This is a genomic window from Candidatus Phycosocius bacilliformis (assembly GCF_003112735.1).
GTDB classification, from domain to species: Bacteria; Pseudomonadota; Alphaproteobacteria; order Caulobacterales; family Aquidulcibacteraceae; genus Aquidulcibacter; species Aquidulcibacter bacilliformis.
Window position 1 is genome coordinate 484,346 of record NZ_BFBR01000001.1, and the last position, 23,076, is coordinate 507,421.

A 23,076-nucleotide genomic window follows, 5' to 3' on the forward strand; every position below is an offset into this window, starting at 1 on the left:
CTTCCTGCCTATGGCTTACCAAGACGCCGCACTGATTGCTGAACCTGACCTAGATCTGGACCTCATTCGTGATTTCCTGATGCAAAATCCGGGCTTTGTCCGTGAAGATTCAGAGCTTCTGAACCGGATTGCGGCCGAACCCAGTACGGGTAATGTCATCGCGATTGCTGATTTGGCGCGCGAGCGTATGCTGCGGGAAACCCGGGCTGCCCGATCTCGTTTTGCCGCCATCGTAGAGACAGCGCGCGCCAATTATGAAGCCCAGATTCGTGTCCAAGAGGCCATTCTCGCAGTCTTGGATTCCCAAGATCCCGAAGATTTAAACGAGCGTCTATCGGGTCATGTCGCCTTTGCTTTGGCCTCGGATGTGTGCGTGTTGGCTGTTTCAGAATCAAGTGCTGCCAGTCAAGCGCTGGACAAAGTAGGCGCTGCCATCGAGCGACTGGTGCCGACCCATCAGCCCACCGTACTCGGTCCCATCGATCGGCCTCGGGCATGGCTTTATGGTGATCGCAGCGAGTTGGTCCATTCTGAAGCTCTGGCGCGCTTGGAGTTTGGTCCCAGCAGGAGGCTGGCCATCCTCGCGATCGCAAGCCGCGATCTTGATGCGTTCCGACCCGACCATGGTGGCGAATTGGTGACTTTCTTTGCCCGCGTCTTGGAGCGTGTGCTGGGCCGGTTCGCAGCTGAAGGTTTGCTGTGACCCAGCCAGCCAGCATGGCTGAACCGTCCACGGAATGCGCAGACGGGCTGACCCAAGCCCGGTGCGCGTGGCACGCATGGCTCGCCCACGAACGTCGGTTGGCAGACCATACGCTGGAAGCCTATGGCCGCGATGTCGATGCCTTTCTAGGTTTTCTGGTACAACATCGCGGCGAGGACCTAACTTTGGCGGATCTGGCGGACCTGTCTGCCAGCGATTTGCGGGCATATCTGGCCCGCCGTCGACAAGCCAATACGCCATTTGGGGATCGGTCAGTGGCGCGGGCCTTGGCCGGGATACGTTCATTCTTCAGCTATCTTGAACGCAGGCGTGGCTTGAACAATTCAGGCCTTAGCATGGTGCGAGGACCGCGTCTCAAGCCAACGCCACCCAGACCCGTAAGTGCGGCAGCGGCCTTTGATCTGATTGATTTGGCCGAAACGGCAAGCCAGGCTTGGATCGGCGCGCGCGATACCGCTGTTTTGACTTTACTCTATGGCTGTGGCTTGCGGATCTCTGAGGCCCTGTCCTTGACCGGAAAAGACCATCCTCTGCCGCGAACACTGCGCATCACTGGCAAGGGGCAAAAGACCCGATTGGTCCCAACCTTGCCGGCGGCCCGCGACGCAATTGCCGACTATGTCCGGCTATGCCCCTATCCCATCACACATGACGGACCCTTGTTTCGTGGCGCACGGGGTGGCCCGCTGAAAGCACGCCTGGTCCAAGCAGCCATGGCCAATCTCCGCGGACAATTGGGTCTTCCCGAAACGGCAACACCGCATGCCTTGCGTCACGCCTTTGCCACCCATCTTCTTCAAGCGGGCGGGGACTTGCGCGCGATCCAAGAGCTTTTGGGGCATGCCTCACTGTCCACGACCCAGCGCTATATGGAAATTGACCCCGCCCAAATGATGGCAGTGTTTTCCCGCGCCCATCCACGCGCCTGAACGTGCCCACCAGCCCAAGTGATGAAAATCCGAGCACAGAGTCTGCCCTGATTCCGGGCAAGGGCGAAATACAGTGCTCAAAAAATGGGCTAAAGCGCATGATCTTGCGGCACAGGCAGGCCGACACTTGCCCGTTTATGACCAATTTCTAACCCTGCAGGTCGGATGGAGACTGGGCACTTCACAGGCTCAAGCTCGCTAACCTTGTGGGGAGCACGACGAACGTGACACGTATCGCAACACTTTCACGATCGGAGCTTGGCTTCGATGTGCTGGTTAGGACGGCCCTTGCTGTTCTAGCCGCGTTGATTTTCATGCTGGCGAGTGGCTTGTTCTCGCCCGCGCATGCTCAAGAAGCTGCCAATGCGGTCGCTGCTGCTGCAGCCCCGGCCGCAGAAGCAGCACCTGCTGCAGCCAAACTGACAGCAACACTGCCGGAAAAGGTGGTGGACAAGGCAGATATCGCTTGGATGATGGTGTCGACACTTTTGGTGTTGCTCATGATTATTCCTGGTCTGGCGCTTTTCTATGGCGGTCTGGTACGGGCCAAGAATATGCTGTCTATGCTGATGCAGGTCTCCACCGTGATGGTGATCGGGATGATCGCTTGGATGCTGTGGGGCTATAGCTTGGCATTCAGCTCGGGCGGTGCCTATGACAGCTTCATTGGCGGTTTTGACCGGTTGTTCCTGAAAGGGGCAGGTTTGGACGGTGACGGCAATCCGGTGCTCGTTGCGACCTTCTCAACGGGTGTGTATCTGCCTGAATTGGTTTTCGTCGTGTTCCAAATGACCTTCGCAGCCATCACAGCTGCGCTGGTTTTGGGTGGTGTGGCTGAGCGGATGAAATTTGCCGCTGTGGTCGTCTTTGCCGTGTTGTGGCCGCTTCTGTCCTATTATCCGATCGCGCACATGGTTTGGTGGTGGCCCGGGCCTGACAGCTTGGCTGCAGCGTCAGCACAAGGTGACAGCTATACCAACGGTCTCATCTGGGGCTTTAGTGCACTCGATTTTGCAGGCGGTACCGTCGTGCATATCAATGCCGGGATTGCGGCTTTGGTGGGTTGTATCATCCTGGGTGCCCGCGCTGGCTATCGTAACGAGCCTATGCCACCCCACTCGCTGGTCATGACCTATATTGGCGCAGGCCTTCTTTGGGTCGGCTGGTTCGGCTTCAATGCTGGGTCTAACCTCGAGTCGAACTACTTTGCCGTACTGGCGATGGCCAACACCTTCATTGCGACAGCTGCGGCTGGATTTAGCTGGGTGGTCTATGAGTGGGTGACGCGCAAGCGGCCATCTATGCTGGGCTTGGCTTCAGGTATTGTGGCCGGTCTGGTTGCGGTTACCCCAGCTGCAGGCTTTGCTGGGCCAATGGGCGCGCTGATCCTAGGCTTGGTGGTCTCACCTGCCTGTATCTTCTTCTGTTCGGTGGTGAAGTCGGCTTTGAAATATGACGACAGCCTTGACGCCTTTGGCATCCACGGCATCGGGGGCATCATCGGGGCCATTGGTACCGGGATCGTTGTCTCACCAGCTTTGGGTGGAGCCGGGATCGTCGACTATACCAAGTGCTTTGATGAGGCCGGCAAAATCCTCGCCGTCTGCCCTGCGCTGCCCTACGAAATGGGAACCCAAGTCATGAACCAGGTGAAAGGTGTGCTGGTGACAATTGCTTGGTCAGGTGTGGCTTCAGCCATCGTCTTCTTCATCATCAAATACACGATTGGCCTTAAAGCATCTGTTGACGACCAAGAAGAAGGTCTCGACATTGCTGAGCATGGCGAGCGTGCCTACCACCTCTAAGGCCTGAAGCGCCTTCATCGTGACAAAGGCCAGCCCCCCGTGGCTGGCCTTTTTGTTAGCCCTAGAGTCGCCTTATTGTCAGAATCGGGCCGTAGGCAGACCCAATCCGGTCCACTGCTGCGGCCAACGGTTCGCGTGCAACAGCCATATGATGACCATTGGCATGTAACAGATGCACGGGGTCCGTCATGAGGCCAACATGGCCCTTCCAGCAAACAATGTCTCCGCGCTGAAGCCCACTGAGGGAGGCATCGACGTGAATCGGTGCCCCAATCTCGCGCTGCATATAAGAATCGCGTGGCACGCGCAGGCCAGCTGCCTTATAGGCAGTTTGGACCAGCCCGGAACAATCGAGACCCAGACTTTCCACACCACCCCATTGATAGGGCGCATGCAGGAATTGTTCGGCCACCGCCACGGCATCTGTGGCGAAGTCTTCAAGGCCGGAGAGATGGGCTTCATACACCCAGCCTGCCCGCTCGGTTGCCACAAAGCCATTCTCGCGCTGCCCGGTTGCAACCACGTGTGCGCCGAGGCTCAGAAGAAAGTGAGGGGCAGCCCGTGCACTGGGTGCGGAAAATGCATATGTGCGCAGAACGCTGACCTTGTGCGTTGTCGCCAGAACCGGGGCCGACAGCGCTGCCATATCGAACCAACCGACATAGGAATCGCTGCGCATCTGGCCCCAGCCAAAGCCATCAACTTCTTCATAAATGTCGATGACATCACCGTGCAGGGCCTGGCTCAATTGTTCCCCGTCTGGGGCTGCTGTCTTGCGCAGGGAGGCAACCCCGGCACTGACCTGATAGGTGGTAGCCTGAACAAAGCGATCTGACACGACTTGCCCGCGAAGCGATTCAGCGGCCAAATCAGGCCGATAGGGGTGGAGGTTTGGGTCGAGCATGATTTGCTTAGGCTGACTTTAAGGCCAATTCAGCACCAATGGCCGAAGAAGCGGCCTGGTCGGCTTGGGTGATTTGGGCAATACCACGGGCCATGGCTGCCGCGAAGGTTGATAAATGGGCAGCGCCCGCCTCAGTCCCCACCACGAAAATGTTACGCCGATCCTTGGGGTCCGGGGCGCGCCCGACAAGGCCCGCATCTTGCAATGTGTCAATCGCGCGAACAATTGCTGGTTTGCCCACGTTAAGGCGTTGAGCCAATCCACGCACAGTATGAGGCCCGGGCTCAAGATAGACGATCAGCATCAGCGCGGTCTGCCGGGCCGTCAAGTCTGGACCATTCGCCTGTACAGAGCGCGAGGTGACATCCAACCATAGGCTGAGGGCTTGTCTGTCCAGCCCTGCAAAATGATCTGCGCCCATGTTCACCACCTTGGCTTATCAGACCAGACTAAGCTGTGATCACATCACGTCCACAGGCGTCTGGCGACCGACCTATCCCTCATGGTCTGGTTCACTTTGAGCCAGACACGTCCTAGGTGAATCGATTTGCTGAACCAGAAAAGAGTCCGCGAACCAAAAGCTTATGCATAACTGCCTCGGACGCGTCGAGAGAGTCTAATTAGTTGAATCTTTTCCGCAACATGGTCTCAATGGCCCGAACTGCATGAACCTCCCCGCCTTGGGGGCGACCGGGCTTTTCTTTTGGGTTCCAACAATAGACGTCAAAATGGGCCCAGATAGGCTTGTGGTCGCCATGATTGATAAACTTGGAAATGAATAGAGCACCATTGATTGCGCCAGCGAACGGACCGCCGGAATTTTTGAGGTCGGCAATCGGACTTTCTAGGTCGTCTTCATAGGCCCGCCACAATGGCATTCGCCAGAGATGATCTCCGGTCTGGCGCGCCGCATCAGCCAAATCGGATGCCAATTCCTCGTCCTCAGTAAAGAAGGGCGGCAGTTCAGGGCCAAGCGCCACACGCGCTGCGCCCGTCAAAGTTGCCATGTCCAGTATCATTGCATTGCCATCTTCGCTGGCCCGATGCACCGCATCAGCCAGAATGAGGCGGCCTTCCGCGTCGGTATTATCGATCTCAACGCTCAAGCCATTGCGGGCCCGGATCACATCGCTGGGGCGGAATGAGTTGCCGTCCATAGAATTTTCTACAATAGGCAAATACACCGACAAACGCACATCCAAGCGTGCTTCTGCGAGGCTCGAAAACAATGCGAGCGCACAGGCTGCGCCACCCATGTCCTTTTTCATCAGCGCCATGCCTGCGCTGGGCTTTAGATTAAGTCCACCAGTGTCAAAGGTTACTCCCTTGCCAACCAAGGCTAGAGGGTAAGCGTCAGGGCGTCCGATCCGCAGGATCACAAGGCGCGGTGCATGCACCGCACCCCGGCCGACGGCATGAATCAGCGGGTAATTCTGAGCCAAAAGCGCTTCGCCTGTAATCACCTCGATCTCTGCACCATGTTGCTCACCCAGCGCACGCGCGACAGCTTCGAGCGCATCAGGGCCCATGTCATTGGGCGGGGTGTTGACCAGATCTCGGCCCAACTTCACCGCCAATGCGGTCCGGCTGGCCGCTTCCACATCGGCACCAACGGGGGGTATCAATCGGGCTGCGCGAGGCTCCTTGGCCTTGTAGCGATCAAAGACATATGTGCCGAGCAGAAAGGCAACCAAAACTCCATGTCCTATCTCGCGCGCCAAGGGCGACACGATGCGATAATCCCCAGCGGGGAGCTTCGCTGGCAGGGCTCCATAGACAGCGGCATCTTGGCTGGTACCGAGACCGAACAAAACCCGCTCGAGTGAACCATCTGGGGCAGGAACCAGCAGGACACGGCCAGCCTGAGCTTTAAAGTCATAATGTGCGGCTAGGGCTGCCTGCACACTCGATTTGCCCTGCAGATAGGCCGGCCATTCAGCGGCAGAGATTGCGTGGATCGGGGTAAAGGTGGCCTCAGCAGGCGCAATGTTTGGATGCATAGGCGGGTGTTTAAGCTGAAAGATTCACGCTGAAAAGAGGCTTGCCGCGCATTCGCGGGACCTTGAGCCTTTGTTAACTAAGATTGACGAATACTTAGGGTCATTGATTCGTGAGGTCGTGCCGATGCGCCTAAAGTTCCCTGTCCGCTCTATTGGTCTAACGCTGACTGGATTGGTCGCTGCCGCTGCGGTCGTCGGACTCTCAACACCGGCAGGCGCATTGCCTTTGTTTGGCAAAAAGCCGGAAACGACCAGCACAACCAATCCCGGCGCGCCACCAACCCGCGCCAAGGGCCGCACGTCGCGCCCTGCTCCGGCCATAGACACAGCCAAACCTGAGACAGCCAATCCTGACGCGGCGGCGGCCTTGCCCGCCACACCAGAACAACGGCGCGCGGCGCGTAACCTCGACCTCGTCAACCAGGCCGCCTTCTGGCTCGGCGAAGTGGAAAAAAACCCAAAGGATGATGTAGCAGCTCTGGAAGGCTCAATTGCGCTGCGCAAGATCGGCTCGGCTGAACGGGCTGCCCAACTTGCTGCTATGGGCATTCAGGTTAAAGCTGAAAGTCCAGAATTGTGGGCTGCTTTAGGCATGGCGTTGGTGGCGAGCGGTCAAAATGAACCCGCCGTTCAAGCGCTTCAAAAGGCAATCAGCCTCAACCCAAAAGATCCAAGCCTGCACAATGGCTTGGGTGTGGCTTATGACAAACTCGACCGAGCCGATTTGGCCGCGACGGCTTATGAAGCTGCGCTCAAGATTGCCCCAGACGATGCTTTGACGCTGACCAATTATGGGCTGTCAGTTGCCATGACCGGTGACTTATCAAAGGCCGAGACACTTTTACGCAGAGCCAATCAAAACCCGTTGGCCCCGCCACAGACGCGTCAAAACCTCGCACTTGTTGTGGGTCTACAAGGCCGGTTCGACGAGAGCGAGCGCATCGCCAGTCGCGACCTGACCCCGGAAGTGGCCTCTGAAAATGTGGCTTATTTGAAGGCCATGCTCAATGGTGGCGAAAGCCGCTGGGCCGAAGCCCGCAAGGAAACTGGCAATTAATCAGATCAAACAGGGCGGTGTGTCAGCCCTAACGCACATGAGCCGCCCACCCCAAAGGATGAGCGGCTCAAGCCGGCGCATGTATGCCAGGTGCACGCATCTGCCATGAAGCTCAAGGCAAATGCGGAAAAGGCCTCTTAAATCATAAAGCCAAGATTGGGACGGGAAAAATTCCGTAAATTCGGGAAGATGACGCCCAGATCTGTATTGGATACGCCAAACCAGCTGCCAAGTGTCGCCGCATATTGATCCACTGATGTGGTCGGAATGTGGGCGTTGCCGGTTTGGTCTGGATTGCGGAAGCTGCCTAGATCCGTCCCGACAGTCGGGAACTGACCATATATATCCCCGCCATTCACGGCCCCACCCATGATCAGGTGATGGCCACCCCACGCATGGTCAGTGCCGTCTCCATTGGTGTTGAACGTCCGCGAAAAGTCAGAAGCGGTAAATGTGGTCACCGCGCTGCGCATATCCACCCCACCGATATTCGCAAGGGTCGCATCGAATGTTGCCATCGCAGTCGCCAGCTTACTCAGATTATTTGGCTGGGCGGTGTTTTGGAAATCATGGCTATCATGACCGCCAATTGCGACGAAGAACACCTGACGACGCAGCCCTAAAGCGGGTGCTGCGGCAATCATTCGTGCCACAGTTTGTAGCTGAACCGATAGGGAATTGGTTTCCACATTGTTGGTGATCGGGTTACGATAAACCGGTGGCGCGGGAATCGCAGTAACAATGGTGCCGGCAGCTGCAGCATTCAATGTTACTGAGGCATCGAGCGATCGCCCCACGATCGTGGCGTGGTCTGCCCCCATATTGGCGACAAAGCCTGTATCGCGAATGATTTCACGCATCTTGGCCGGCCCTTGCGAGGAGCCAAACAGGCTGGCCCCACCCACGGCATTTACCGCCACGGCCGGGGTTGCCCCGGTAGATACTTGGTATTGCACCACTGATCGACCCGATAGGAACACCGCGTTTCCGGCAGTCGACATGGCAGTATAGAGACTGTTGGCACCATTGCCGGAGGCCATTAAGTCGCCAAACTGACCACCCCATCCAGTCCGCACCCCCTCGGTCAGACCCGCCTGCCACACTGCCTGCTGATCATTGTGTGAGAAAAGATTGGCCGGCACCTTCTTGGCTCGAGCCGAATATTCAGTCTTGGTCACCGGCTCAACCAATGTGCCGACGTTTGCGATCACTGCAAGACGACCTGCGGTATAGACCGGGATCAGGGGTGCCAACATTGGGTGGAAGGCAAAGGTGCGTGAGGTGGCATTGGTACCAGCCGGGATTGGCTGTGCGGTGCGGGGCGTGATCGGAAGAACGCCCCCCCAAGCTTCTGGTGAAGCGGCGGTCACGGTCCGGCCGGTCACGGGCGACGTTGAACCAACAGCGGCGGCTGCCGTCCCCGGCGGCATCAGCGCAATCGGATCAGCACCCGTGTTGCGGGCCGCCCAATAGCGGTTCCAGGAATCGGTATCCGTGGCCAATACGGTGTTATTGGCATCATTGCCGCCCAGCTGGAAGATGCAGACCAAAGCCTTGTAACCTGTCGCCGATTGACTGGCAGCAGAGTTGAAGGCGGCCAATTGCATGCCGAACGCCGTCACCACAGGTGCAGCAAGACCGACAGCCCCGGATGTAGCGAGAAATTGACGACGCGTGTGGGGTAGATCCTTCATGGTCGCCTCCTTAGCGCTGCAGGATGTAGTCGGGAGAAACCACGGTCAGATAGACCGCCAGTTTCGACCGGTTAAGTAAGGCGGCATCAATCTGGGCCTGCGTGACGTTTGTGCCGGATGGAATAGCCACGGCCGTAACGGCGTCGATGATTTGCTGACGGCGGGCAGAGGTCATATTGCCGTAGGTCAGGAGGTAATTCACCCGGTCGACCAGAGCGGCAGGATCACTGGCCACAGCCATCTCTTTTGTCAGGTTCAATCTCACATCGCTGGAGGTGCCGATCCCCGTATTGATCGCGGTCTGCATGGTGTTCATGTAGCCAGCGACGGTGACTTCATCGACAATCTGCATCTCGGGAGCCACCAAGCCCAGCGCTCCAATCTTGGTGTTGGGCGGGGAATATCCGGGCCGGAAGAAGTTGAATACAGATGGCGAAGCCATGGGCGATTGGCCAAGCGAGGTTGAGGCGCTGGTAGAATTGATGGGCCACAAGCCATTGGTCGAGGTCGCACCAAAGGCCCGCATCACCCCTGTCATACGGATGATCGGTTCGCGGATCTTGCCAAAATTGGCATCAACGCCGGCTGACATATTGCGGGCTTCACTATCCATCAGGACAGCACGGACAACCGCTCCCAGATCACCGCGAACGCCAGAGCCATTGTTGTTAAAGACGTTGGCCACCCGGTTAACGTAAGCCGGACTTGGATTCGACGTCACCATCCGTTGGATTAGCTGACGGCTGATAAAGGGGCCGACATTGGGATGGTTAAAGATCGTATCGAGCGCAAACCGCAGATCCCCTGCTGGATCGGGTGTGGTGGTCGCAGGAATGACCTTACCCAAAAAGCGCTTTTCCGAAATAGAGTGGAAGTTCGGATAAGCGATCATCGGGGTCACGAATGACGCATCATTGCGTCCGCTACCAGCAAATGTTGAATTGGTTGGTGTCGCCGCATACCAGCTGAAGCCTGTGAACACCTTGGCCAGTGCTGAAATATCCGCCGCTGTATAGGTTGGGATCGGATTTCCCGATGCATCGAGTTTCAGCGTGCCGTCATTATTGAGTTCAAACAGGCCGATCGACATCAGCTGCATGACTTCGCGCGCATAATTTTCGTCTGGAGACCGGCCAGTATTGGGGTCTTCCTTCTGGTTGGCCATATGGGTCAGATAGACACCCATCATCGGATGCAATGTCACATCTTCCAGCAGTTGCCGGTAATTGCCAAACGCGTTACGGCCCAACATGTCATAATAAGACGCCAGACCCCGCGCATTCATTTGCGGGTCCGCAAATGAGATGACAAAGATTTGCGACAGAGCAAACCGGGTCCGCTGACGCAATTGGTCAGGGGCTGTAACAGCCTCACGCCAGAAATACTCATAGAACTGATTGGCACTCACATCGGCCTGGGGATTAGCCGCACGGATTTCGGTGCGCCGTGTGTTGAGATAGTCGAGGGCTAATGGTCCGAGCGGTAAAGCCTGCTGCGCTGTGATCCAGGCATTAAAGCTTGAGGTGCGTAAGGCTTCAATTTCGGTCTCGTTCGGCCCGAATGTGGACTGAATCAAAAAGCGCGAAGTTTCGGCAGCCGAGGCTTGTGACGGTGTTGTAACACCACCTCCACCACCGCCAGCATCCCCGCCACCGCCGCCGCCACCACAGGCACTCAAAAGACCCAAACAAAGGGCGGCACTGGCCACCTTCATAAACCGAATCTGCATCACAAACCCCGCAACCCGGAGCGAGCTTGGGCGCGCAAAAACACCCGCATAGACAGCCCACCCCTGCTACCAGACGCCTGTATTACTCAGGAGGCAATAAAAAAGCGTAACAATGAGGTCAGGATTTTTACATGTCAGGCGATTTTGTGTGAGGTGGGACCCCAAAATCCATTGCTTTCAGCGCAGCAGACGGATTTCACGGACCTGCCGCCGGCCTTGGGTCCGCTCCAGTTGGACGATGACGTCCACCACGCTACGCACATAGGCAAGGATGTCAGCATGAGTCATCGCCGTACCAGTTTGCAATGCCATCAGGGCGAGCTGCTCGAGAGCACCGTCAGGGGTGTCAGCATGCAAAGTGGTGACTGATCCAGGATGACCGGTATTGATGGCCCGCAGAAAGGTGAATGCTTCTTTGCCACGCAATTCGCCAACGATGATGCGGTCTGGACGCATCCGCAAGGCCGCCTGCAACAGGTCATCGACATCAACCCGTGCCTCGCCAGTCTGCCCCTTTACGGCTACCAGGCCCACGGCATTCTGATGCAAGAGACGAATTTCGGCTGCATCCTCGATCAAAACCAAACGCTCTTCTAGGTCGATCTCTTTGAGAAGCGCGTTCAGAAATGTTGTTTTACCTGTACCCGTCCCGCCCGACACAACGATGTTGCGACGCTGGCGCACGGCAAGTCGCAGAAAAGCTGTTACGTTGCCAGACGCCAAACAGGCCTTCAACTCGGCATGTGGGTCCGGGGCAGCCTGCGTGCCCCCTGCCCCGACGATATGCGCCAGAGCCCCTGTTGAGACATAGTCGTCCAAGGTTAGATCGGTGAGCACATGTTTCCGGATTGCCAGTGCTACCTCCCCCCGCGTAGCTGGTGGCAGGACAATTTGGATCCGCTCACCCGTTGGCAAACTGGCCGACAAGAGTGGATGTTCTCGACTGACGCCCTGCTTCGATATGCGAGCAATTTGGGCTGCAAGCCGCGTCAGGTTCAATTGGGTAACATCTGGTGCTTCATGGCGAACAATACCCCCGGTCACGCTTTCAACCCAGACTTCTCCGGGCCGATTGACCAGAATGTCGGTTACGTCCGGTCGGCGCAACCAAACGGCCAAGGGCTCAAGAAATGCTGAAAGATACACACCGCCGAGAGCCTGGGGTGCACCAGCTGGCGCGGTCATGGCTTGTTGCCAGCTGGGGCTGGGCTATCAACAGCCGGGGGAGCCAGTGCCGCAACCGGGTTCAGCGAGAAATCAAGGTCGCGCGCAACAAACACCTGTATCGCTGTGCCCTGCTTGACTGTGACAGTCGGTTTGATGGCTTCACCTGAACTCATCGCACCAGGCAGGGTCTGAGCGGTGCCAATGACCAACTGGTTGGATGTCGTCCGGCTCAAACCAGCGCTGATGGCAGTTGACAACAGGCCAGGGCCGTAACGTTGCAAATAATGGCGATCGACTTTGCCATCCAGACCTGCGCGCCCCAACGTATCGGTTCCCGGCGAGGCAAGCTGGATAGAAACCCCATCGGGGCGCAACAAACGGGTCCAAACCACAAAAGCACGTGACTGGCCCAAAGCCACTTCGGAACGATATTGTCCGACCAATCGCGAGCCGCGCGGGATCAATACACGCGAGCCGTCGAAACTGAGCACATCCCGACTAACCACGGCTCGCACAAATCCGGGAAGATCAGAATTAATCGCGGTCTCCAAAACTGCTGCGATCAGTGCGCCTTGCGGCACGGTTGTTTTGGGGTTGCGCAACGTTCCAGCGCGTGCGGTCGGTGCTTCGCCTGAGCTGACACGGGCGGCAAAAGCATCATTGTCGCCGCTACCACTGGCCATAGCCGCCCCCGGCGCAGCGTCTGGGGCCGGAGCGGGGGTCAAGTCAACGATCAATGCAGGCGACCGCATCCGCTGGGCCAAATCAGGTCCTGTCCGTGCTGGAACCGGGGGGGGTGGCGGCGCAACAGGCAATGGCCGATAATAATCCCTGATCGGTGCTGGCGGCGGCAAAGGTGGCGGTGGCGGTGGCGGAGATGGTGGCACCACCTCGTTCGCCGCCGGATTTTCCGGCACTGTCTCCGCAGGAGGCATCACGGGAGTGGGGGCGTATTGGGCAAACAGATTAGGGGCTTCTGGCACGGCCTGACCTGCCATCCCATCATTACGCGGATCACGCGTGGGCGAGACATCATCTGCGCCAGCCCTCTTTTGGGCCGAGACCATGGTAGTAAAGACGATTGCACCAAGTGCCAGGGCCCCAATCGCGCCTGCCATCACAACCCAAGGACGATCAGGATAGGCGACGGAAGGTGTGGCATCAACAAGCACGCTGGAGACTTCTGGCAGGGGTGCAGTGCCGTCTTCGGCCTGTATGGTGTCATCAGCAGGGTCCTGTGGGGCTTGTCCGGGTCCGATCACGGTCATTGACGGCCCTCCGTCGGACGCCCAAAGCTGAATAGACCGCGCTTCTGCGCCTTGGACTTCACAACAGGCGCATCAGGACCCGGATCAGGTTCACGCCACGCATCATTTGCGACCAGAGTCTGATCGGCTCCATTGCGCAGCACAAAGGCAGGGCCGACGCGCTCGACAACCATCACATTGCCGCGCATCACAAAATTCACCAATGATTCAGAACCATCTGGGCCCAAAGCAAAGACCGCAGGCGTCGCTGCGCCCGGTGCCCATTCCAGATAGGTGCGCTGGCCGTCATCGTAAATCCGCGCCGGGATATTGCGGGTGCTGCCGGACACCGAATAGCGCATATTGGCATTGGCTGCCGGGATCGGGGCGGGATTGGGTGTCTCAATATTCCCTGGTTCGGCCGGATAGGTGAATTTGACCCGATAGATGATGTTCGGGTCACCAGGACCTGTCGGCTCCTCCGCGCTCAATTGAAACGTGTAGCGGCGTTTAGAAGTAATCACCGACATATTGGTTGCCGCATCAAACTCGATTGGTTTGATGAATAAAGTATCCGCCCGCCGGTTCGGTGTGACTTGCCACGCCAATGAATCCCCGATCGACACATTTTCGATCCGTTCGTCACTGCCAAACTCAACCATCATCTGATAGCCGTAATGACCGCGCAGAGACACAACACTGTCTTCAATAAAGGGTACGGTCTGGACACGCGGGTCGGTCGCGCCCGGAATTGGTACTTGACGCATCTGCCCCAGCGCCGGACCCGCGACAGAGCCAGCCACAACCATGGCTGCTGCGACACGGACAAGCCAAGGTGCGACCTGTATCGTCATTGGGCTGGGAACTCCTCACCATTGGGGTTGCCGGTGCGCGATGGAGCCACGCCATTGACGGTTGCCGGTGCAGGCGTCGCTGGGCTCGCGGTGCCCGAGACCGGGGCGGCCGGCAAAGCAGTTACTGGATTGGCGGTGCTGGCTTGGCCGGTCTGCCCGGGAGCCGCCACGCCAGGCATAAGTCCCGGCATAATTTGGGTCGCTGCTGGTGGGCTGGTTGCAGGCAGCGGAACGGGCTGGGTGGTTTCGGCATCACGGCGATAGCTGGAAATCTGGAAGCCCAAGGGGTTGAGATAGCGATCTTGTTCATTGATCGGCTTGCCCGAGAAACTGTATTTCACCGTGGCTACCCATGGCTGCCGCATACCGGCGGCCCCACCGCCTTCAGACCGTTCGGTGTCGAAGCGAATAAGCGCTGACGTTGGGCTCAATATGTTGACGCTTTTGACCGTAACCTGAATGCGCGTATTCGGCGTCACCCGATTACGGATCCCATTCGGATTGGCTGCATCCCACTCACGCAAATATTCGGCCTCAGCCGCGCCTTGCGACCATGCCAGCGTCTTGCGATAGAGCTCGCGATAATCAGCGGTATCGAAGGTTTCCCGAGCGAGGACATATTGCACGACAAAGGATTGGGCGACGGCCTGACTTTCACTCAGATTGCCGAGATTAACGCCGCGCGTCGTTTGTACATAACCCGTCTCACGATCTACCGTAATCGTGTAAGGCATGGTCTGCTTTAGGGGCACCAACACCACCAGTGCAACAGCTTGTATGGCAGCAATTCCAACCGCGATACTTGCGATGATCCACGCCGTCCGACGCGACCGCCGCAACGTGGCGTGGGTGTCATAGGCCCACGAACTCGCTGCCTCATAATATTGGGCACGCGCGGCCACACCAGGCGGGGGACTGCCAGCAGGATTAAAGGGTTGATCCGCGTGCGGGACGGTCATCGTGTCTTTCCTGTCGCCGAAAGGCTCAGTTTAGAGGAAGGTTGCGCAAACAGACTTTCCTGTCGGCGTTGAGGCCGAGTTGGGTTGCTGCGCTTGCGGCCGTTCTGCCCCAGACGCACAGATGTTTCGCTACGTGCGCCCTCACCGGGACCTCCAGCGACAAGCTCTGTACGTCGGTCGAAGACGGTTGTTGACTGACTTGCCCCAGCCAATGCTGCAGCTGCAAGGCGCGCATCACGCCGATCGGCCGCCGCCGGAGCCGCAGAGACGACCGCAGCCAGACGGGTGGCACGGCTGGCCTCTGCCATAGGATCGCTCATGCCGGCTGCTGACGGAAATGGTGTTTCAACCGCAGCCGAAGGTCCTGGTTCACGTGGCTTGGCTGAAGGAAGTCGGAAGCCAGCAACAAGACGGGTGCAAAGTCCGATTACGCTGCCAAAGACAGCGGTAAAGGTCAGGACGATCACCATAACCGTCAGAATTGGTTGCAAATCATAGCGGCTTTCTTGCCGTGCGACCGCTAACCCTTGTAGACTTGGCTCCAAGGATGCCAACAGTCCCGCCATAAACACAACTGTTGCCAGAGGCACCAAAGCAAAGCCCAGAGATGTGCGCAGCCAGCCTTCAAAAAAGCCCTTGGTGCTCTCAAACAAAAGCATGCCAACAAAGAACGGGCCAATGGCCAGCAAGAGACCCAGCATCAACTTGGCCAAGATAAGTAAGCCCAAAGTGGACACCAACAGCACAATCGCAGAAAGCCACAAAGCGGTTGCGCCAAAAGCTGGCCCACCTTGCAAGGCTGACCGCATTTGAATGACCGGGGCTAGACCTTTCAGGCTTTCTGGGTCAGTTCCGGGCGCTGCTTGAAGCACGAAACTGCCCGCGTCCAAGGTCGCACCTGCCACATTGGGACCTTGGCCTGGCAAATCACTCACCAATGCCATCGCGCTGGCAGACTGGGTTAGCTGGTCAAAGGTGAATTGAAGACGGGCGAAGATATCACTCGGCCCCATAGACTGAGGCATGGGCATATTAGCAAGGAGACTATTGGCAATCTCTGCCGGCCCATCAAACAAAAGCGCAAAAACAAGGCTCTGATAGCTCGCCCAGGAAGTGGTCAGCATCACCACGGCGCCAAGCTTGATTGCAATCATCGGCAAATCGCCGACCCGCAGGTCCGTGCGCCCAGTCAAAAGCCGGAAGCCCAAAAGTGCGACATAAATCGTCAACAGCACGGTGATAACGGCACCCAGAGTCGAGCCCGGCCCAAAGAAGGCGTTATAGCCGCCTTGAACACCCTCGCGGATATTGCAATCGACCGTATCGAGCAGGCCGCGCACCAAGCCGAGATCGGCACGGGGGGCCGAACATTGACCAATCATCGCCGCCCTCCTTTCATGGGAATGCGCGCCGTCTGTGTGCTGGCAGCCAAGAGCGGCAACCAGACATCAGGATCATCGCCATGCTCTGCTCGCAACGCATCAAGCCGACGCACGGTTGATTCACGGCCTGACAATACTGTCAATATGTTGGGCATGCCATCCAGATTTAAGCGCGCAACCACTGAATCTGTACCGTGCTTGATCACAAAACAGCGCGAGGTATCCGGCAAGGCTCGCACAAGGTCGAGCTCATGCAACGTCAAGCCAAAACCGCGACAATACTCGTCTTCTTGCGCCTTGGGATTGGGCATGAATATCTGGGTGGCCGCCTGTTCGATGATTGCCGATGCAATCTGGCTCGACAGCGCGTCTGACGCACTCTGAGTCGCAAAGCCGACGATGCCATTGCGTTTGCGGATCGTCTTTTCCCAATCGCGAATGCGAGCGACAAAAATCGGATCATCCAGCGCTTTCCAGCCCTCATCGACCACCAGAATTGTCGGATTGCCGTCCAAGCGCTGCTCAACACAATGGAAAAGATACATCATTGCCGGGGTGCGCAAGATGGGATCGTCGAGGATGGCGGTCATGTCAACGCCCAGGGTCTGAGTCGACAGATCGAGGCGATCTTCCTCATTGTCAAACAACCAAGCACGCGGACCATCGAGGATCCAAGGTTCCAGCCGAGACGCAAGATCGCCAGGGACAGGGCGACGTACACCAGCCAGAAGCTCGGCCACGTAACGCAAACGCCGATACTGCGGGGACTGGTCGAAATTGGCCGCAACAGCATCGGCAATCTGTGCCTGTTCATCGACACTGAGCTTCTCGCCATCCACGCTGAGAAGACGCGACAGCCATTCGGTCACGAATGCGCGGTTTGAAGGGGTGTCAGGCAGCGCCAATGGGTTGAGTCCCGAGGCATCGCCATGACGCAATGTCTCGTAACGTCCGCCGATCGCACGAATGAAGATTTCAGCCCCGCGATCCTTGTCAAACAGGACAATGCGTGGATCAAACTTGCGCGCTTGTGCCAACAAGAAGTTCAGCACGACAGTCTTACCAGATCCCGAAGGACCGATAATGGTAAAGTTGCCTAGATCATTCTTGTGGAAGTTAAAGTAATAAGGCGTAGCCGATGTGGTTTCCAGCACCGTGACGGCTTGACCCCACGCATTATTGTCTTCCTGTCCAATGGGGAAGTTATGGAAGCTGGCCAGTCCGGCAAAATTGCCTGTCGAAACCAAGGCGCGCCGGGCAATATCTTTGAAATTCCCGGGAAACTGCGCCCAGAAGGCGGGCTCGAGGTTCACATCTTCGCGGACTGAAATAATGCCCTCTTCTGTGAAGGCGGCTTGCACATCGGCTGCAGCTTGATCGAGTTGCGGCAGGCTGGCAGCCTTGATGCACACACTCATATGGTGCTCGCCAAAGGCAGAGCGACCGGCCGCGACATCATCCTTGGCCAAACTCAGATCGCGCCGCAAGCTGATCGCATCATCATCGGCTGCCCGCATGCGCCGCAGTGCCAGGTTCATCCGGTCGAGCGCGACTTGCCGGTCGACAAAAGCAAAGCTCTCAGTCACCGTCATCTCAATCGGTAGACGCATCAAGTCATCCAGCATGCCTGGCGCCGTGTGGGGCGGGTAATCCTTGATCGAGATCATCGTCCCGAACTGGCGCGCCAAGCCGGGTGCTGCATGCAGTTCGAAAGCTTCCAGACCGAAGCTGATCCGGCGATAGGGAATGTGATAGCCTAGGTCGCTGTCAGGCAGGAGAACCGGACGCAACTCCCCGTTGTACAGCCCCGACAGAAACTCCAACGGCTCTGAGCATGGCCCATGGCGACTGTCATAAACCGACAGAACACGCGCACCATAGGGGGCCAGCGAGGCCATAAGGGCATCGCGAGCCGTGTCCAGCTCGCGCATGTCGCGGGCGCGCTCAGCTGCCAGTGCCTGGGCGGATGTGCCGCGCAATATATCCATCGCACGATCAAAAATCCCGGTTCGGCCTGATGCTGGGCGGCGCACCAAGGTCAAAAAAAGATCATTGATAAACATCGATCGGCTATCGAGACGGGTCGACCATTGGCTGTCGACCTCGCGCGAGAAAGCGTCTGGAAATTCCGCATCAAGCGACGGCTTGACCGGGCTGCGCACGACGTGGTGCAGCAAAGCAAATCGCGCATGCGCAATCGAGCGCAACATGGTGTCACGAATGGCCTTACGATAATTCAAGTCCTCGGTATCGGCGGTCTCAAATGCCAAACCATCCAATTTGATGAATTGCATCAACATGCCGTCGCGGGTTTCGATGGTCATGTCATCAACATGACGGGCATAGGGCAGCCGTGCCCCGGCAGGGGCCTCCCGATGGGCGATCTCGGCCAATGTGGCCAGTCGCTTTTCCTGGGCGCGGGGGCTGGCCATCAACCTGTCCTTACCCCCTACGGCCGATAGGAATTGCAGCGCCAGAAGGCGAAGTTCGGCACGCGCGGCGCGCTGGTCATGCGGGTAATCCACAAGTCGAGAAAGCGCGGTTCATCGCGTGCGGCGATTACGCCGACCCCATGCAAGATCAAAGCAGCGACCAAGGCCCAAACAGATTTGGTAACCAAGAAGACCTCAGCCGTGATGATCCCATTGAGAATGAACCAAGTGTAGGTCACGCCAGCAAACATTTGCGGGCGTGTCAGGGCAGCAAACACAGGGTCACGTTCGAGCTGGGCCATACTGGGTCCTTAGAATCCCTGTGCAGCGCTGCGAATGCCACCAACAATAGCAGCCGAGCCAAACAGGATGAAGCAGCCCAAAATGACCATGCCGCCATGGCGCCAATTCATTCGCCCAGTCAGCATCATGAACCCACAGCCTGCCACCGCGATAACCGCGACAGTTGTTGCAACAGCACCCAGAAGCGTGCCTTGGATCCAATTGACAGCCCCCAAGATGACACCCGAACCCGCTGGGTCGAGATTGGCGGACTGGGCCAAAGCGGGGCCGGCAAAGCTGGTGGCCCAGATTAGGATGAGCGCCAGCAGCGCTTTGCGTGTTTCGAGCATCCTTGTCTTCCTCAAACTCTCATTCAGGGGGGCGGATTGCGAGCCGCTCTGAAATGGCCTTCACATAGTTTTTCGTTTCGCGATAGGGCGGAATACCACCGTAGCGCGCGACAGCTTCTGGTCCAGCGTTATAAGCCGCCAGCGCCAACACAATATCCCCGTCAAAACGCTGCAGAAGCGACGCCAAATAAGCCACGCCCCCAAAAATATTGCCACGTGGGTCATAGGGATCAACGCCGAGGCCCGCTGCTGTTGCGGGCATTAATTGCATCAGTCCAATGGCCCCTTTGGGTGACAAGGCTGCAGGGCTGAACCGGGATTCCTGCCAGGCCACAGCACGCACAAGAACAGGGTCGACACCATAAAGCTGAGCCGCTTCACTGACATAGGCATCTAGCACCGGATGCAATCGCAACGGATAGGCCGGCTCAACCAACTTTAGGGCTGCGGGTTGGGTTTTCGTGGCCAAATTGGCCTGCGGCGCGGTCGGTCTGACAAGTGGTTGTGCCCGATTGCCGACAAATAAAGTGGGACCGGAATAGACGATAGCGGTCCCATTGCTGCCCACCTCAATGACATCAGCCATAGCGGAGCTGCCAGCCAATAGAGATGCGCCTAGCGACAGCCTGAAAAGGACCTGCCACAATCGCAGTCTTGCACCCAATTTCGCGTTACAGATCATGTGCATGCCAAGCGCCCGAAGCAGCCACTCTTGTCTAAATCGGCAGGTTTGTCGAGAGTAACACCCGCGTCTAGCCACAATCTCAGCCTGCTTTTCCCATTCCCCACAGCACCTCTTCGCCCGCAAGAGGATCAAGTCCTACCCGAGGTCACAACTGGAGCTGTATGCTCGGCCCGCAACCCCAGATAAACGCCCACAGCGACCGAATCACCGTCGCAGCGTTAGGCTGATCGAAATTGAACGTCCACGCTTGTAGGTGTTAGCTTCAGTCCGACCAAGTTTGGACATTTGGAATTCCTGATTGTCTTCTGCCAACAGGTTCCGACCGCTGATTCCAAAAGTATAGTCAGTTTTGCCAATGGTGAAGTCGCGCTTGTAAACCAAATCAACATTAGTGCCGGGTTGTTCGATGACCGAGGGCACAGATCCAAGCCCACGGCGGGCAATACGTTCATCCACCCAGCCAACCAGCAAGGTCAGTTGTTGATCGTCAGTCTCGTAACCCAATTGCAGATTGGCGATGTTCTTGGGCGTGCCTTGCAATTCGCTGCCATCCAAACCGAATTGGGCAGCAGAGATTGAACGGAAATCAATTGGACTAATCACATTGCTGCCCGCCGGAGCGGTCACTTCAGAGTGTGTATATGTGTAATTGGCGGCAAAGTTCCACTTTGCATCCTGCAACACCGGCAGCTTAAACGGCAACTCGAAATTGGCACGATACTCCAATTCGAGGCCATAGAGCGTTGCTTCAGGTGCATTGATGAAGCGTGTGTATGAGCGCTCAAGCCGCACAATCACTTCTTCAATCGGGTTGTCGATTTTTTTATAGAAAGCCCCGGCGGTGACAAATTGTCCGCGTCCGAAGTAATATTCCAATCGCGCGTCATAATTCTCAAACTCGCTGTCCTTCAGGAAAGGATTTCCCTGGTAGATGCGGTTTGATTCCGGGTCGATATAGGGTGTGAAGGCCAGTTCGCGGAATTGAGGGCGGGCAATCGTCCGCGAATAACCCAAACGCATCTGCAGCTCATCGGCAAAATTCCAGGTAAGCGTGGCTGCAGGCAGGATGTAATCATTGGCAATCTCGACCGGAGCGGTCGGGGTATCACCAAACCGATTGGTGGTGCGGACCTTTTGGGTTGCATCTTCATAGCGCAATCCGGCCGATGCCCGAATGAATGACGTCAACTCAAACGCACTGGCCAGATAGAATGCTGTGTTATCGAGCTTGCCGACATAAGCATCATCCTTGCCAGTTTGTTCGCTGATTACGAAGCGAGCCGGATCGATGTTGTCGGGGGAGAAGAGAAAGTCCACGCGTGAGCGCAGCACATTTTGGGAAGTTGGTCCGCGCGGGCCCGTGAAGGCAAAACTCAGCAGTTCGTAATTGCGGTCTGTTGAGGCGGTCACACCCCCAGCAGTCAGTTCAATCTCGCGACCTGCCGCCAGCTTCAGCACATATTTGGCGTCAAAGCCAAAGCTTGCCACCTGATCTTTCAATTCCGAGAAGCGGATAGCATTTCCCAATGAAGCACCATTGAAGGCGGTGATGCCATTGACGACAGTATAAGAAATGTCGCGCTCATAGGGAGCCTTGCGGGTCGATTGGCCAATTGAACCGCGCCATTGCAGTTCAACCCCACCGAAATTGTGCTCGCCCGAGACTTGCGCCGAAGCCAATTCACGCTCGTACCAAGCTGTGCCCTCGGTGCGATAGGATTGGCCGGTTGGCAGATTGGTGTCGGTGCCAACTTCAACTTGCGCCTTTTTCGATGTGCTGCGAACAAGCAGGCCTGTCACGCCGATCCGATTGTCACCCCAACTGGCGCTGGCACTGCCAAAGCCGTTGAGAACGATATCCCAAGTTGACGATAAATTGGTGCCCTCTGCCTCTATTGTGTCCGACACCACATCCTGACGGAACGCTTCTTGGGTTTTAAAGCCACTCTTATAGCCGAACACGCCGACCAGACCGACTGTGACATCCTTGACATCGAGGCTTCGCCCAGCAGTCACTTCAGCTTCAAAATCTGGCCGCGTGCGCTCGCTTTGAATCACCGTCAAAGGTGCGTTGATAAAGCTCTCCCCGATGAATTCGAGCTGTCGCGGCGTGAAATTGGTGTCATTGATCCGCCGCCCCGTTGATACCGCATCGCGCACCGGCTGAGGTAGACGGCGCAGATCGGTGTCAATGCCCGTCCAATCCATCTTATGGCCTTCATAGACCAGGCCACGCTTAAAGGTCGTCTCGCTGTTGAAGCCGGTTCCAGCCTTGACTGTCAGGAAGTTTTCATTCGGCGTCTTCAGGGTTCGCAAATCAATAATGCCGCCGCCGAATTCGCCCGGATAATTAGGCGAAAACGTTTTCTGCACCGTCGCGCCGTTGAGAATGTTGGACGGGAACAGATCCAATGGCACTTGGCGGCGAAGTGGCTCTGGGCTGGGCAGGGGCGAGCCGTTGAGCAAGGCAGATGAATAGCGGTCACCCAAACCGCGTACATATACGAAACGTCCTGAGACGACGGACAAACCCGTCAAACGTGTCAGTGCTGAGGCGGCAGTGTCATCACCCGTGCGCGCCAGATCCGCCGCTGATAAAAAGTTAGCGACTTCTGAGGTGACACGCTGGGGCTCCGGAATGAATCGGCCCCGCACAACAACGACTTCAACCTCCTGTTCGGGCGGTTCTTCGCTGGTCGAGGCGGGCTCGCTTGGTGTGGTCTGGGCAGATGCCAAGCTTGGCAACAGAGCCGGCGCGGCAAGCACGCTGGTCAGCCACAGGATTGGGCGCAGGCGGGCTGGAATGGTCATGACGGACAGGCCTTTATCAAACAGGAAAAGGCGGCCCCCTTGGCCGCCGGAAAACGACCGGCGCG

At 57.3% G+C, this 23,076-nt stretch carries 19 protein-coding genes; 4 read left to right on the plus strand and 15 right to left on the minus strand.

Annotated features, from left to right (window positions below; all coding sequences use genetic code 11):
* Window positions 1-10: 10 nt before the first annotated feature.
* The 3 genes from PbB2_RS02350 to PbB2_RS02360 all read left to right on the plus strand — a co-directional run bounded on the left by PbB2_RS02350 (window position 11) and on the right by PbB2_RS02360 (window position 3,458).
* A complete protein-coding gene (locus PbB2_RS02350; protein ID WP_108983665.1) occupies window positions 11-703 on the plus strand; it encodes a DUF484 family protein in 693 nt (230 codons plus the stop codon).
* A gap of 14 nt (window positions 704-717) precedes the next feature.
* The gene (locus PbB2_RS02355; RefSeq protein ID WP_108983882.1) at window positions 718-1,653 is read left to right on the plus strand and encodes a tyrosine recombinase XerC; all 936 of its coding nucleotides are present in this window, start codon (window positions 718-720) and stop codon (window positions 1,651-1,653) included.
* A gap of 224 nt (window positions 1,654-1,877) precedes the next feature.
* Window positions 1,878-3,458 carry an ammonium transporter gene (locus PbB2_RS02360; protein WP_305790426.1) on the plus strand — a complete coding sequence of 527 codons (1,581 nt, stop codon included), beginning with the start codon at window positions 1,878-1,880 and terminating at the stop codon, window positions 3,456-3,458.
* Between the two features lie 61 nt (window positions 3,459-3,519).
* Here the strand turns inward: PbB2_RS02360 and PbB2_RS02365 are convergent, their stop codons facing one another.
* The 3 genes from PbB2_RS02365 to PbB2_RS02375 all read right to left on the minus strand — a co-directional run bounded on the left by PbB2_RS02365 (window position 3,520) and on the right by PbB2_RS02375 (window position 6,362).
* Entirely contained in the window at window positions 3,520-4,362 is an 843-nt protein-coding gene (locus PbB2_RS02365; RefSeq protein WP_108983667.1) for a C40 family peptidase, read from the minus strand.
* Between the two features lie 7 nt (window positions 4,363-4,369).
* A complete protein-coding gene (locus tag PbB2_RS02370) occupies window positions 4,370-4,783 on the minus strand; it encodes a MarR family transcriptional regulator (protein WP_108983668.1) in 414 nt (137 codons plus the stop codon).
* A 199-nt stretch (window positions 4,784-4,982) separates the two neighbouring features.
* A complete protein-coding gene (locus PbB2_RS02375) occupies window positions 4,983-6,362 on the minus strand; it encodes a leucyl aminopeptidase family protein (RefSeq protein WP_108983669.1) in 1,380 nt (459 codons plus the stop codon).
* A gap of 124 nt (window positions 6,363-6,486) precedes the next feature.
* Between PbB2_RS02375 and PbB2_RS02380 the strand changes: the two genes are divergently transcribed.
* Window positions 6,487-7,419 carry a tetratricopeptide repeat protein gene (locus PbB2_RS02380; RefSeq protein ID WP_108983670.1) on the plus strand — a complete coding sequence of 311 codons (933 nt, stop codon included), beginning with the start codon at window positions 6,487-6,489 and terminating at the stop codon, window positions 7,417-7,419.
* Between the two features lie 137 nt (window positions 7,420-7,556).
* Here PbB2_RS02380 and PbB2_RS02385 read toward each other — a convergent pair whose 3' ends face one another.
* From PbB2_RS02385 to PbB2_RS02440, 12 genes are all read right to left on the minus strand, one after another.
* Complete coding sequence (locus PbB2_RS02385; protein ID WP_108983671.1) at window positions 7,557-9,113, minus strand: DUF1501 domain-containing protein; 1,557 nt, start codon at window positions 9,111-9,113, stop codon at window positions 7,557-7,559.
* Window positions 9,114-9,123: 10 nt separating this feature from the next.
* A complete protein-coding gene (locus PbB2_RS02390; RefSeq protein ID WP_108983672.1) occupies window positions 9,124-10,842 on the minus strand; it encodes a DUF1800 domain-containing protein in 1,719 nt (572 codons plus the stop codon).
* A gap of 177 nt (window positions 10,843-11,019) precedes the next feature.
* Entirely contained in the window at window positions 11,020-12,027 is a 1,008-nt protein-coding gene (gene virB11 / locus PbB2_RS02395; RefSeq protein ID WP_108983673.1) for a P-type DNA transfer ATPase VirB11, read from the minus strand.
* A complete protein-coding gene (locus PbB2_RS15990; protein WP_108983674.1) occupies window positions 12,024-13,277 on the minus strand; it encodes a TrbI/VirB10 family protein in 1,254 nt (417 codons plus the stop codon). Before PbB2_RS15990 ends, virB11 begins: the two co-directional genes overlap by 4 nt.
* On the minus strand, window positions 13,274-14,110 hold the full coding sequence (locus PbB2_RS02405; RefSeq protein ID WP_108983675.1) for a TrbG/VirB9 family P-type conjugative transfer protein: 837 nt from the start codon (window positions 14,108-14,110) through the stop codon (window positions 13,274-13,276). The genes PbB2_RS15990 and PbB2_RS02405 overlap by 4 nt, the downstream gene beginning before the upstream one ends.
* Complete coding sequence (locus PbB2_RS02410; RefSeq protein WP_108983676.1) at window positions 14,107-15,069, minus strand: VirB8 family type IV secretion system protein; 963 nt, start codon at window positions 15,067-15,069, stop codon at window positions 14,107-14,109. The genes PbB2_RS02405 and PbB2_RS02410 overlap by 4 nt, the downstream gene beginning before the upstream one ends.
* Window positions 15,066-16,451 carry a TrbL/VirB6 family protein gene (locus PbB2_RS02415; protein WP_108983677.1) on the minus strand — a complete coding sequence of 462 codons (1,386 nt, stop codon included), beginning with the start codon at window positions 16,449-16,451 and terminating at the stop codon, window positions 15,066-15,068. The genes PbB2_RS02410 and PbB2_RS02415 overlap by 4 nt, the downstream gene beginning before the upstream one ends.
* Entirely contained in the window at window positions 16,448-18,883 is a 2,436-nt protein-coding gene (locus PbB2_RS02420; protein WP_108983678.1) for a VirB4 family type IV secretion/conjugal transfer ATPase, read from the minus strand. Before PbB2_RS02420 ends, PbB2_RS02415 begins: the two co-directional genes overlap by 4 nt.
* Window positions 18,884-18,900: 17 nt before the next feature.
* Window positions 18,901-19,185, minus strand: coding sequence for a VirB3 family type IV secretion system protein (locus tag PbB2_RS02425; RefSeq protein WP_108983679.1), 285 nt, complete (start codon window positions 19,183-19,185; stop codon window positions 18,901-18,903).
* Between the two features lie 9 nt (window positions 19,186-19,194).
* Window positions 19,195-19,515 carry a TrbC/VirB2 family type IV secretion system protein gene (locus PbB2_RS02430; protein WP_108983680.1) on the minus strand — a complete coding sequence of 107 codons (321 nt, stop codon included), beginning with the start codon at window positions 19,513-19,515 and terminating at the stop codon, window positions 19,195-19,197.
* Between the two features lie 19 nt (window positions 19,516-19,534).
* Window positions 19,535-20,101 carry a lytic transglycosylase domain-containing protein gene (locus tag PbB2_RS02435; protein WP_108983681.1) on the minus strand — a complete coding sequence of 189 codons (567 nt, stop codon included), beginning with the start codon at window positions 20,099-20,101 and terminating at the stop codon, window positions 19,535-19,537.
* A 303-nt stretch (window positions 20,102-20,404) separates the two neighbouring features.
* Window positions 20,405-23,011: a TonB-dependent receptor domain-containing protein gene (locus PbB2_RS02440; protein WP_192576123.1), complete on the minus strand. Its 2,607-nt coding sequence runs from the start codon at window positions 23,009-23,011 to the stop codon at window positions 20,405-20,407.
* Window positions 23,012-23,076 lie beyond the last annotated feature (65 nt).